General features: G+C 71.7%; 10 protein-coding genes. 6 read left to right on the plus strand and 4 right to left on the minus strand.

Going from position 1 to position 11,322, the window contains the following annotated elements; translation table 11 throughout:
- Positions 1-7: 7 nt before the first annotated feature.
- Positions 8-1,165, minus strand: a complete 1,158-nt coding sequence (locus KME78_RS57540; protein ID WP_219538582.1) for a PucR family transcriptional regulator — start codon at positions 1,163-1,165, stop codon at positions 8-10.
- Between the two features lie 65 nt (positions 1,166-1,230).
- Here KME78_RS57540 and KME78_RS57545 point away from each other — a divergent pair, with 65 nt between their 5' ends.
- The 3 genes from KME78_RS57545 to KME78_RS57555 are packed head-to-tail and all read left to right on the plus strand — an operon-like array spanning position 1,231 to position 4,240.
- Entirely contained in the window at positions 1,231-2,334 is a 1,104-nt protein-coding gene (locus KME78_RS57545) for an acyl-CoA dehydrogenase family protein (RefSeq protein WP_219538584.1), read from the plus strand.
- Entirely contained in the window at positions 2,331-3,410 is a 1,080-nt protein-coding gene (locus KME78_RS57550) for an acyl-CoA dehydrogenase family protein (RefSeq protein ID WP_219538586.1), read from the plus strand. Before KME78_RS57545 ends, KME78_RS57550 begins: the two co-directional genes overlap by 4 nt.
- Positions 3,407-4,240, plus strand: a complete 834-nt coding sequence (locus KME78_RS57555; protein ID WP_219538587.1) for a TIGR03619 family F420-dependent LLM class oxidoreductase — start codon at positions 3,407-3,409, stop codon at positions 4,238-4,240. Before KME78_RS57550 ends, KME78_RS57555 begins: the two co-directional genes overlap by 4 nt.
- 173 nt (positions 4,241-4,413) lie before the next feature.
- Here the strand turns inward: KME78_RS57555 and KME78_RS57560 are convergent, their stop codons facing one another.
- Positions 4,414-5,058 (minus strand): TetR/AcrR family transcriptional regulator, encoded by a 645-nt coding sequence (locus KME78_RS57560; RefSeq protein WP_219538588.1) that lies wholly within the window; start codon positions 5,056-5,058, stop codon positions 4,414-4,416.
- An 89-nt stretch (positions 5,059-5,147) separates the two neighbouring features.
- Here KME78_RS57560 and KME78_RS57565 point away from each other — a divergent pair, with 89 nt between their 5' ends.
- A complete protein-coding gene (locus KME78_RS57565; protein ID WP_219538589.1) occupies positions 5,148-5,807 on the plus strand; it encodes a hypothetical protein in 660 nt (219 codons plus the stop codon).
- A gap of 357 nt (positions 5,808-6,164) precedes the next feature.
- Here the strand turns inward: KME78_RS57565 and KME78_RS57570 are convergent, their stop codons facing one another.
- Positions 6,165-7,061: an NAD(P)H-binding protein gene (locus KME78_RS57570; RefSeq protein WP_219538591.1), complete on the minus strand. Its 897-nt coding sequence runs from the start codon at positions 7,059-7,061 to the stop codon at positions 6,165-6,167.
- 62 nt (positions 7,062-7,123) lie between these two features.
- On the opposite strand from KME78_RS57570, the gene KME78_RS57575 reads away from it, so the two are divergent.
- Positions 7,124-7,849 carry a helix-turn-helix transcriptional regulator gene (locus KME78_RS57575; RefSeq protein ID WP_219538592.1) on the plus strand — a complete coding sequence of 242 codons (726 nt, stop codon included), beginning with the start codon at positions 7,124-7,126 and terminating at the stop codon, positions 7,847-7,849.
- Positions 7,850-8,076: 227 nt separating this feature from the next.
- Here KME78_RS57575 and KME78_RS57580 read toward each other — a convergent pair whose 3' ends face one another.
- Positions 8,077-10,356, minus strand: a complete 2,280-nt coding sequence (locus tag KME78_RS57580; RefSeq protein ID WP_246654793.1) for a CHAP domain-containing protein — start codon at positions 10,354-10,356, stop codon at positions 8,077-8,079.
- 299 nt (positions 10,357-10,655) lie between these two features.
- On the opposite strand from KME78_RS57580, the gene KME78_RS57585 reads away from it, so the two are divergent.
- Entirely contained in the window at positions 10,656-11,297 is a 642-nt protein-coding gene (locus KME78_RS57585; protein WP_219538596.1) for a PaaI family thioesterase, read from the plus strand.
- Positions 11,298-11,322: the final 25 nt, after the last annotated feature.

Here is an 11,322-nt window from a genome sequence, read left to right on the forward strand (position 1 = left end):
CGGGCGGTCAGGCGGGTGTCGTGCCGTTGGCGCGCAGGCGTACCAGAGCCAGGGCCAGGTGGGCGCGGAGGCGTCCGGCGGAGTCGGCGAGCGAGAAGCCCAGGACCGACTCCGCCCGTGCGATCCGCGCGGCCATCGAGCTGTGGTGCAGGTGCAGGACGGTGGCGGCCCGGCGTACCGAACCCTCGGCGCACAGCGCCCGCACGGCCGCCCGGCCCTCGCCGCCGAGCCGCTCCATCGACCGTACGTCGGCCAGTTCGGCGATCGCCGCGTCGGGCACGTCGGCGTAGAGGGCCAGGGCGCCCAGCTCGGTCCAGCGCACCACGCGGTCCTGCGGCCCGGTGAAGCGCAGCGCGGTACGCGCGCCCGCCCACGACTCGGCCACCCGCGAACCGGGCAGCTCGGGGCCGATACCGACGCGCGCGGAAACGGGCAGCTCGGTGCCGGTGCCGACGCGCGCGGAGTCGGGCAGCTCGGTGCCGACGCGCGCGGAGTCGGGCAGCCGGGGCAGCGCGGTGGCCACCAGCACCGCCTCCGTGTCACCGATCCGGGCCGCGCGGACGTGGTGCCCCATCGTCCGTACCCCGGGCACCAAGGCGAAGCCCTCGTCCGCGGGGATCGCGATAGCCAGCGCCTGTAGCGGCGTCGCGGGGTCGAACCCCAGCAGCCGCAGCGCCCGCGCCCGCTCCGCCTCGCCGGTCTCCGCCGACAGCGCCAGCTCCACCAGCGCCGGGTCCCGGCCCTCGCGGGCCAGTGCCACGGCGCGTTCCAGCGTGACCTCCGCCGCGGCCGCGAACCGTTCGAGGACGATCTCGTCCAGCCCGTGCGGGACGCCGTCGCGCTCCATCCAGACCGCGCCGAGCCCGGACGCCAGCTCCCTGACCACCTTGAGCGCGCCGCCCGGACGGTCGCCGGTGTCCGTACGGTCGGCATCCGTACGGTCGGTGCCCGGGTGGTCGACGTGGCCGTTGGGGAACGTGCGGGTGCGCCGCCCGGTGGCCGCGTCGAGCAGGCCCACCGGGCACTGGGTCAGCCGCGCGGTCGCCGAGAGCAGCACCGGGACGCTCACGTGGTCGCGTACCAGCGAGTCGAAGTAGGCGATGACGCGCACCGCGCTCTCCGCGTCGGTGTCCAGCGTCGACAGTCGGAGCAGCAGTCCTCGCACCACTTCAGCGTATGTCCGGAAACGGCCACCTGGCGATGCGACCAAGCATACGCTAGGTTGGTCTTGTGGATCTCGACTTCTCCGCGGCCGAGCAGGACTTCCGTGCCGAGGTTCGGGACTGGCTCGCCCGTCACGTACCCGATGGGCTGCCGTCGATGGACACCCCCGAGGGCTTCGAGGCGCACCGCGCGTGGGAGGCGCTGCTCGCCTCCGCCCGGCTGTCCGCCGTCTCCTGGCCCGAGGAGTACGGCGGGCGGAACGCCTCGCTGATCGAGTGGTTGATCTTCGAGGAGGAGTACTGGGCCGCGGGCGCTCCCGGCCGGGTCACCCAGAACGGCGTCTTCCTGCTGGCCCCGACCCTGCTGGCGTACGGCACGGAGGAGCAGCGGCGGCGCTGGCTGCCCGGAATGGCCAAGGCCGACGAGGTATGGGCGCAGGCGTGGTCGGAGCCGGAGGCGGGCAGCGACCTGGCCGCGCTGAAGTCACGGGCGACCCGGGTGGACGGCGGCTGGCGGCTGTCCGGGCAGAAGACGTGGAGCTCCCGCGCCGCCTACGCCTCACACGGGTTCGGTCTCTTCCGTACCTCGGATGAGGGCAGGCACCGGGGGCTGACGTACTTCATGTTCCCGCTCGACGAGGTGACGGTCCGGCCGATCGCGCAGCTCGACGGGCTGCCCGGGTTCGCCGAGCTGTTCTTCGACGGCGTCTTCGTACCCGACTCGATGGTGCTCGGCGCCCCCGGCGAGGGCTGGCGGATCGCGATGGCCACCACCTCCTCCGAACGCGGACTCGCCCTGCGCAGCCCCGGCCGCTTCCTGGCCACCGCCGACCGGCTCGTCCACCTGGCCCGCGACGCGAGCCCCGAACTCGCCGACCGGGCGGCCCGCTGCTGGACCGACGCCGAGGCGTACCGCCTGCACACCTTCGCCACCGCCCACCGGCTCATGTCGGGCGCCGAGATCGGCTCCGCGGCCAGCATGGGCAAGGTCTTCTGGTCCGAGCTGGACCTGCGGATGCACACCCTGGCCATGGAGCTGCTCGGCGAACGGGCGGGGGAGACGCCGTGGCTGGACGGGTTCCTGTTCGCGCTGGCGGGGCCCATCTACGCGGGCACGAACGAGATCCAGCGCAACATCATCGCCGAGCGAGTCCTGGGGCTGCCCCGATGACCTTCGCCTTCACCGACGAGCAACTGGCCCTCGCCGAGACCGTACGGGATGTGCTGCGCGCGCACTGCCCACCCGCCGCGCTGCGCTCCGAACGCCGCCCCGCCTGGGAACAGCTGGCCGGGATCGGCTTCTTCGGGCTGCTCCTGCCGCCGGACGCCGACGGGCTCGGGCTCCGGCTGGTGGACGCGGTGGCCGCGCTGGAGGAGACCGGACGGGCCTGCCTGCCCGGTCCGGTCGTGGAGACCGCCGTGGCGGCGCCGTACCTGCTGGACGACGTCGCGAAGCTCGCCTCCGGGTCGGTCTGCGTGAGCGTGCTGCTTCCCGGCCAGGCGTACGCTCCCGACGCCGACCTGGTCGACCTGCTCGTGGTCGCGCGCGCCGACGGCCTGCACCTGGTCTCCAGGGAGTCCGTACGGCTGGCGCCCCGGCCCGGTGCCGATCCGTGCCGGAGGCTGTTCGAGGTCTCCTTCGACGACTCCGTTCGCCTGGACCGCTCGTACCTCCCCGCCCTGCGACGGGCCACCGTGGCGACGGCGGCGCAGCTCATCGGGGTGGCCAGGCATCTGCTGTCGGTCACCGTGGCGCATGCCGGGGTCAGGACCCAGTTCGGCACGGCCATCGGGTCGTTCCAGGCGGTCAAGCACCAGCTGGCCGACGTGGCCATCGCGCTGGACTTCGCCGCCCCACTCGTCTACCGGGCGGCCCTGTCGGTGGATCCGCCGGTGGATCGGCCGGTGCGGCAGGTGGATGGGGCGGCGTCGTGGGGGGACCGGGCGGCGCCGGGGGCGGATGGGGAGGTTCCCGTGGTGGCGCGGTCGGTGCGCGGGGCTGGTCGGCCGGTGCCGACCATGGACCGGGACGTCAGTGCCGCCAAGGCCGCCGCCGGTGAGGCGGCCGCGCTGGCGGCGCGGGTGGCGTTGCAGGTGCACGGTGCGATCGGTTACACCGACGAGCTGGACCTGCGGTTCTGGCTGGCGCGGGCCTGGTCGCTGTCGGCCGCGTACGGTGGCTCCGCCGTACACCGGGCCCGGGTACGGACATCGGTGATCGGCGGCGATCTGAGGCGGTACCCATGAGGTTCGGCGTCCCGCTCGGCCTCATTCATCCGGCCGCCTGGAAGGACGTGGCGGTGGCCGCCGACGAGCTGGGCTTCGAGTCCGTGTGGCTGCCCGAGCACCTCGTGTTCAGCACCGACCTGTCGACGGCCCGCTACCCGGGCACCTCCGAGCCGGGCATCACGCCGTCCACGCCGCTGTTCGACGCGCCCGCGTACCTGTGCTGGCTGGCCGCGTTGACCTCCAGGATCAGGCTGGGTACGGCCGTGCACCTCTTCGCACTGCGCCACCCGTTCGTGTCGGCCCGCGCCTTCGCCACGCTCGACGTGGTGTCGTCGGGCCGGGCCATCTGCGGGGTAGGAGCGGGCTGGTACCGGGGGGAATGGGACGCGGCCGGCATCCCCTTCGCCTCACGCGGCGCACGGCTGGACGAGGCCATCGAGGTGGCCAGGCGGTTGTGGAGCTCGCCGGTGGTCGAGCATTCGGGGCGGTTCTACTCGTTTCCCGAGGTGGCGTTCGAGCCCAAGCCGGTACAGCACCGGCTGCCGATCCTTTGCGGCGGCGAATCCCCCGCTGCCCTGCGTCGGGCCGCGTCGTTGTGTGACGGCTGGATCAGCATGCCGCACACACTGGAGTCGATCAGACCGCAACTGGGCCGGCTGGCGGCGCTGCGGGGGGAGCGGCGCTGCTCGGTGACGGCCCACGCGTACTCGCTGGCGTCGCCGGATGAGGTGGCGGACTGGGCTGGGCTGGGAGTGGACCGGCTGATCGTCCGTCCGTGGAAGCGCAGCCGCGACGCCGTCTCCTGCCTGGCCACCTTCGCCGCGGACTACGGGGTCACCTCGCGCTAGCTTCGGTACGGACCATGGCGCGCCGGCTTCGGTACGGACCCCATGGCGTCGAGAGTGCGGTGCCGCGTCGGCTTGGCCACCGGAGCCAGGACCAGGGTGTTGTCCGCGCGTTGCGGGGTTTCGCCCGAATCCGCTGCCGGAATGCCGCTGTCGCTCGCACCGGCCGTCGCTGATCACGGCGGTGGCTCGGGCTCGTGGGTGATGAGGGTTTCGATGGCCGTGCAGAGCAGGTGGATGCTTCGATGGAATTTCTCGTCCTGGCCGTGCCTGGGGGCTTCCTCGAAGGTCAGGGGAAAGCGGGTGCGCAGGTCGGCGTAGCGCTCCGGGGTGATGGCGGGGGCCTGGGACTCGCTCTGTTCCTGAAGGGCGAACCCGGTGATGTGGCTCAGGAGGGTGTCGGCGGCTGTGACGAGGTGCGGGCGGGGGACGCCGGCGTCCAGGAGGGTCCGCAGGAGGCGCTCCATGAGGGACAGACCCCCGGTGCTGAGCATCTTGGGGCTGTCGGCCAGGAGGATGGCGCCGCCCGGGTGCTCGTGGAGGCTCCGGCGGAGGGTGGCGGCCTGGACCTCGACCTCCTCCCGCCAGGTGGACTCGGGCGGAAGGGCCTCCATGGCGGCCGTGGCGGCGTCGTAGGCCTGCAGGCATACGCGGTCGGCCATCATCGCCAGCAGGTCGTTCTTGCTCTTGACGTGGTAATAGAGGCTGCCGGCCGTGGCGTCGAGACGCACGGCCACCTGGCGCATGGACAGGCCGTGGTAGCCGACCTCGGCGAACGTGGCCATCCCCGCGTCGACGATCCGCTCCTGGGTGAGCTTCATGGCTCTACCGTAGCGCATTTTGAACACCGTTTGAATCCTGTGCTAACCTCGCCGCAGCGGTTTCGAACGCTGTTTGAAAGGGGCCTGCCATGAGTGAGTTGCTGTTCTCCGCCACCACGGCCGCGCTGATGGTGATGATGATCAACAGCGGGCTGGCACTGGGGCCGGCGCGTGGCCGGCCCATCCCATGGGTCGCGGTGGGGCTGACGGCGCTGGCCATATGTGGGGTGGTGATCCAGCTGGCGTGGTCCGGGGCGATGGACGCGCTCGACAATGACCCCGCCAAGACCGGGTGGTGGCGGGTCCTGACCTCGGTCTTCATGCAGAACGGCGGCGTCGCCGGAGCCGTGTGGAATATCGCGACGCTCGCCATCGTGGCGGCCCTGGCGCAGTGGTTCTGGGGCGGGCCGCTGACGGTGGCGCTGTTCGCGGGCGGGATCTTCCTGCCGGAGTGGGTCGACGCGCTCCTCGGGATGGGCGGCCCCAGCACCGATCCGCGTAATTTCGCCGGCAGCTCGGGAGCCACCTACTTCCTGGGGGCAACCTTGGCGACGGCCCTGGTGATGCGGACCCGGCTCTTGAAGGAGCGACTGCTCGCGGTCAGTGTGCCGCTGCTGGGGTTAGCGATGTGGTTCGCGCAGAGCAACGGGCACGGGCTGGTGACGGCGTACGGGTTCATCACCGGCTTCCTGGCGTGGGTCGCGTGGCGAGCGATCGAGACTCGCCGGGAGTCGGCTCATCGCAGATAGTGAGCCACTACCTGCGATAACCAGGGGGTGGCCGTGCGCGCCTTCGAGACGCTCGGAACGCTTCAAGGAGCGACTGACGCAGGCTCAGGCCGATTGACGGCGCGACGGCTTCGCCATGGACTACGGCATCACGCCGCGCCGTCTCACCATCCGGTCCGGGCTGTAGGACGTACCGCAGCTCGCCCGCTTTGCCCCGGTGATCGAGTTGCTCGGTGGTTAGCGCGGTCGGCGTCTTCTCCCGTGAGAGGGCGCATGACGAGGCGTTCGGTTTCCAGTCGGCTCATGGGTGTCAGCGCGCCGGGAGATCTACCACCCTGTCACCAATCCCGGAATGATGCGCGCACGGTCGGGCACGTGTCACCCGGTCGCGTCGAGAGTGGGACGGAGCTCAGCCCAGGCCCATGCTCCGAGCGTCGTGTCGGTCGTGGTCACGGGGGTCCGCGGCTGCTCGGGGACGAATCCTTCGCGCAGTCCGGTCGACATGCCCATGATGCCCTCGACCTGCGCCGGGGACATGCCGGCGCCGGCCAGCGTGGCGCGCATGTCGTCGTCGGCAACGCGGTGGGCGGTGACCGTGCGGCCCAGGACGTCGCCGACCACGGCCAGGGCGTCGTCCCAGGACAGGTCCTTCGGTCCGTGCACTCCCTGCACCCGGCGTCCCGACCAGTCGGCGCGCAGCAGCAGGGACGCGGCCACCGCGGCGATGTCGGCCGGAGCGACCCAGGAGAACGGGTTGCCGGTGGGCAGGACCACGGCCACGGTGCCCGAGCGGATGCCGTCGAGCTCGAACAGCAGGTTGCTGAAGAAGTAGCCGCACCGCAGGTGGGTGACGGCGAGGCCGGCGTGCTTGGCGACGACCCGGTCCAGCGTCTCCTCGACGCGGGCCAGCCCGTCGATCTCACCGGCGCCCTCGCGGAGCTCCGCTCCGACGCTGCTCTGCAGGACGGTGCGGGGGATGTGGTTCTCGGCGACCGCGGCGGCGACGATCTCACCGATCTCGGCATACGCCGCGACGGGGTCGTCGGCCTCGCCGGGCGGCACGACCAGGAACAGCGCGTCGACGCCACGGGTCGCCTCGGTGACCGCCGCGGCGTCCCGCAGGTCGACCTCGCGGGCGTCGACGAGGTCGCCCCAGGTCGCGCGGGGCTGCTCGGGGTGGCGGCTCAGCAGCCGCGGACGGACACCGGCTCGGACCAGGTGACCGATCAGGAAGCGGCCGACGTTTCCGGACGGTGCTGTGATTGCGATCTCCATGACGTTCACCGTACGGGTAGATGTGGCCGGATCATGTCCGCGATTGTGGAGACACTGGAGCTATGACCGACTTCTCCCCGGCCGACGGCGATCCCGCCGGGCGGACCATCCGGCTGCTGGAGTTGCTGGCCGCCCGGCCGGATTGGTCGGCTTCCGATCTCGCCGGGCGTCTCGAGGTCAGCACCCGCACCGTGCGTCGCGACGTGGCCCGCCTGCAGAGCCTCGGCTACGCCGTCGAGAGCCGGCCCGGGCCGGGTGGCCACTACGCGCTGCGCCCGGGGCGCCGGATGCTGCCGCTGGTCTTCCAGGATGACGAGGTCGTCGCTCTGGTCGCGGCCCTGCGCATGGTCGAGGGGATCCTCGCCGGAGACGCCGCGCCCCGCGCGCTGGCCAAGCTGTCGCAGGTGCTCCCGCGGCGGCTGCGCGCCGTCCTGGACACCGCCGCCGCGGGCAGCGAGAGCGTCGGTGGCGAGCGCGGGGGTGTGGAGCCTTCGACCCTGGCGGTGCTGCTCCGCGCGGCCGATCAGGACCTCGTGCTGCGGTTCGGCTACCGCGACCGGCACGGAGCCGCCAGCCGACGGCGGGTGGAGGCGGTGCGGTGCTTCTACGCCCGCGGACGCTGGTACGTTCTCGCCCACGACCTCGACGCCGGCGACTGGCGGGTGTTCCGCCTCGACCGCGTGCGGGAGCCGGAGGCGGGGGAACCGGGGTCCGGCGACCGTGGTCGGCCGGCCGCGGACCTCGCGACTTGGCTCGCCACGGACTTCGGCCGTCGACCCGAGGGCTGAGGGCTGAGGGCTCAGGCGGTGGTGGCGGCAGTGGTAATGAGCGCCCGGCCGCCGACACGGACGATGATGGGCGCGCCAGCGGGGCCGAGAATGTCGTGGCTGTGATCTCAACGATGATCAGTAACGCTATGTGACTTCGATCATCTTGGTCGAGCATGGCGAGATTGCCGGACGTCCGGTCTGGAGGCTGACGCCCGCGGGGGCTCCGCGAAAGCCGGGTGTTGGGATCAGGCGCGGTGGCGGCCTCCGCGTGATCCCCTATGAGTTGTGCGCGGCTGGGGGTGTGCCGGGGCGACGGCTTGCGTTCGTGGGGTCACGAGCAGGTCGCCATCCGCCACTCGTTGCTCGCCGTTCGCGGCCCGCAGTTCGTCGGACCAGGCTCGCAGTTCGTCCATGACGGTGGGCGAGGCGGCCGGCGCCTCCTGGCTGTGCTGGCGGCGAGCACGGGTGTCGAAGGCGTCCGTGCGGGGCGGGACGGCCGACGGGAGGCGGTGGCGGCGGCCTCGTGACGGAGCATCCTGGGCGAACGCCTCCGCGCCGTGGGCAGCGCCCAGGGGACGATGACGGCGCCCGCGCAGGGGGTTGTCCGAGCCGAAGGGGGCCGCCTCCTCGACAGGGTGTCCGCTGCGGCGGCGCCGCCCGTAGTAGCCGCCCGTCTGAGGACTCTCCGCCTGCTCGGCGGTGGGCCAGGGCTCGGTCGCGCGCGTGTACGGCGTGTGCGAGTCGGGGTGCTGAGGCGTGGTGTGCGAGTCGGGGTGCTGGGACGCGGTGTACGAACCGGGGTGTTGAGGCGTGGTGTACGAACCGGGGTGCTGGGACGCGGCGCGTGAGCCGGGCTGCGGGTGTGTGGTGCGCGAGCCGGGGTGCTGGGACGCGGTACGCGAGCCAAAATACTGCGGCGTGGTCTGCGAACCAGGGTGCTGGGACGCGGCGCGGGGCTTGGGACGATGCGGCGCACTGTCACGGCGCGTCGAAGGCGTGCTGTCACGGCCCGCGGACGGCGTGAAGGCGTCGAACCGCGTCGTCGCCGCCACGGGGACCGGCGAGAACGCGTCGAACTCCGTCGTCGCCTCGGGGATCGGCGCCGAGGCCCGCGCCAGCAGGTCGGCGATCGGCTCCAACGGCTTCAACCGCTCCAGGATCGACCGGCTCGCACCGGTCACCAGGCGCGGGTCGGTCACGTCGAGGCGCGGCTCGCTCCCGAGCGCGGACGCGACGACCTCGGCGGGGACGGCGAAGTCGAAGTCGGTCGACGCGATGAGCTCGTTCGAGGCGGTGAGCTTGGCCGGGGCGGCGAGTTCGGCTGGGGCACTGAAGGCGAGGTCGCTCGCGGTGATGAGCTCAGCCGGAGCGGTGAAGGCGAGGTCGCTCGTGGTGATGAGTTCGGCCGGGGTGGTGACGGCGAGGTCGCTCGCCGTGGTGAGAGCCGCCGTGGTGAGAGCCGGGGTGGTGAGAGCCGGGGTGGTCGTGCGGGCCAGGGCGGGTGCCGTCTCGGTGCGGGGCTTGCGGCGGCGGCGCCGGTGGCCGACGGCTGCCGGGGCAGGGGCGGCGAGGGCGGCCGCGCGGGCCGGCCGTACGCGCATGTTCCTGGTCTTGGCGACGGCGAGCACCGCGATGGCGGCCACCAGTGCGGAGCCGATCAGCGCGGGAGACGAGAGCGTGGGCACCGGCGTGGCGGACGACGCGTCGACGATGGTCGGAAGGGGAGCGGGGTCGCTGGTGACCGCGTTGGTGTCGGCGGTGGCCGGCTTGGCGTGCTTGCCCTTCTTGGGCGCCTGTTCGGCGGCCTTCGTGGTGGCCGCGGGCGACGACTTGCGGGTGGCCGTGGGGGCGGGGGAGACGGCCTGCTTGGGGCGGGTGGCGAGGGGGGCCTGGAGGTGCTCGCCCTGCCCGACTCCTCCCTGCCCGATGCGGGTGATCATGTCGACGAGCGAGGTGTCGTCGGGGAGTTGGAGCTTGCCCACGTCGGTCGTGGAGGTGGACGCCTGCTCGTTCGCCCGCTGCTGCGCGTCCTGCTCGCCCTCGACCTGCTTCTTGGCGGCCTCGTTCTCCAGGCGGGTCTTGACCTTCTCCGGGTAGCCGTAGCCGACGACCTTGCTGGTGTCGCGTTCCTTGCGCTTGGCGACGCCGCCGTCGATGTTGCCCTCGATCGTGAAGATCGTGTCACCCTCGACCTTGGTCACCAAGCCGACGTGGTCGATGGCGTCAATGTCGTTCGAGCCGCCCCAGTCGTAGAAGACGAAGGCGCCGGGCTGGGGCTTGTGGCCCCAGGCGCCATGCTCCTTGAACCACTCGGCGTGCTGCACCGTCCAGGCGAACTGGCCGATCCAGTCCTCGTAGCCGAGCTTGTGCGCGGCCCACGACAGGTACATGTCACACCAAGGGGCGGAGCTGTAGTCGGCGTCGAACTCGACGTTCTTGCCGTACCAGTGGCCGAACTTGGTGTACGCATCGCCTTTCTCGGAGTAGCCGAGCTGACTCTCGAGCAGGTCGATGAACTTCTTCATCTCTGGCGTCATGGACGTGCGAAGGAACCTTCCGGGCAAGACCGGGTTTATCCACACAGCCCTGGGTACGTGGGACGTGTGTAGCAAAACCGGAGGCCTGTCGTCTTCCGTGATGAAGGAGGCTACCGTGGCGAAAGAGCAGGTCACGCCTGGGTCAAGGTAGCTCCAAAGGTAATGCGCACCAAAACAGCAGGTCAAAAGCTTGCCAGAAATGTCCCGACAAGGACGGTTTGATAGTAAAAGATCTACCTTTGGGTGTCTAGAACGTGTTTTGGTAGAACGTGTTCTAAGATGCTGCAATGACGATCGACGTCGCCGCCGGCGACTCCCGCATCGCCGCCCTGTGCGCCCTGGCCCAGCAGACCAGAGACCTGATGGACGCGGTGCTGATCACTGACGTCGACGAGGACGAGCTGGTGGCCGTGACCGCCGAGCTGGCCGCTTTGACCGAACGTCTCGAAGCGACCCGCCGCGTGTCCGCGCGGCCTTTCGACATCGCGCCGGACGGCACCGTACGCCACCTGGGCAACGCCGCCATCGGCGCCGCCAACCCGTTCGCGGTGCCGCTGGTCGTGGAGCGGGCCGCGAGCGGCGGGGTACGGGCGGAGGTGTCGTTCCGGCCGCTGCACGAGGGGCCGCCCGGCTTCGTACACGGCGGGATCATCGCGATGGCCCTCGACCACCTGCTGGGGCAGGCGGTCGCCGTCGCCGGGCTGGCGGCTATGACGGGCACTCTGACTCTGCGCTACCGGGCGCCCGTGCCGTACGGCCGGCCGGTGGTCGTGACGGCGGAGCACACGCGTACGGAGGGGCGCAAGGCGTGGGCGGACGGCCGGGTGTCGCTGCCGGACGGCACGGTGCTCGCCGAGGCGACCGGCCTGTTCATCACCCCGACGGCCTGGCTGGACGGACCGCCGTCGGCGGCCCGCGTCGGTCAGTAGTCCGCGCCCGTCAGTAGCCTGCGCC

The organism is Nonomuraea guangzhouensis, assembly GCF_019396345.1.
Taxonomy (GTDB): Bacteria; Actinomycetota; Actinomycetes; order Streptosporangiales; family Streptosporangiaceae; genus Nonomuraea; species Nonomuraea guangzhouensis.

Bases quoted from the DNA above. Each gene is read 5' to 3' on its own strand.
- KME78_RS57550 (WP_219538586.1), top strand. From the start codon at position 2,331: ATGACCTTCGCCTTCACCGACGAGCAACTGGCCCTCGCCGAGACCGTA.
- KME78_RS57555 (WP_219538587.1), top strand. From the start codon at position 3,407: ATGAGGTTCGGCGTCCCGCTCGGCCTCATTCATCCGGCCGCCTGGAAG.
- KME78_RS57560 (WP_219538588.1), bottom strand. From the start codon at position 5,058: ATGAAGCTCACCCAGGAGCGGATCGTCGACGCGGGGATGGCCACGTTC.
- KME78_RS57565 (WP_219538589.1), top strand. From the start codon at position 5,148: ATGAGTGAGTTGCTGTTCTCCGCCACCACGGCCGCGCTGATGGTGATG.
- KME78_RS57570 (WP_219538591.1), bottom strand. From the start codon at position 7,061: ATGGAGATCGCAATCACAGCACCGTCCGGAAACGTCGGCCGCTTCCTG.
- KME78_RS57575 (WP_219538592.1), top strand. From the start codon at position 7,124: ATGACCGACTTCTCCCCGGCCGACGGCGATCCCGCCGGGCGGACCATC.
- KME78_RS57580 (WP_246654793.1), bottom strand. From the start codon at position 10,356: ATGAAGAAGTTCATCGACCTGCTCGAGAGTCAGCTCGGCTACTCCGAG.
- KME78_RS57585 (WP_219538596.1), top strand. From the start codon at position 10,656: ATGACGATCGACGTCGCCGCCGGCGACTCCCGCATCGCCGCCCTGTGC.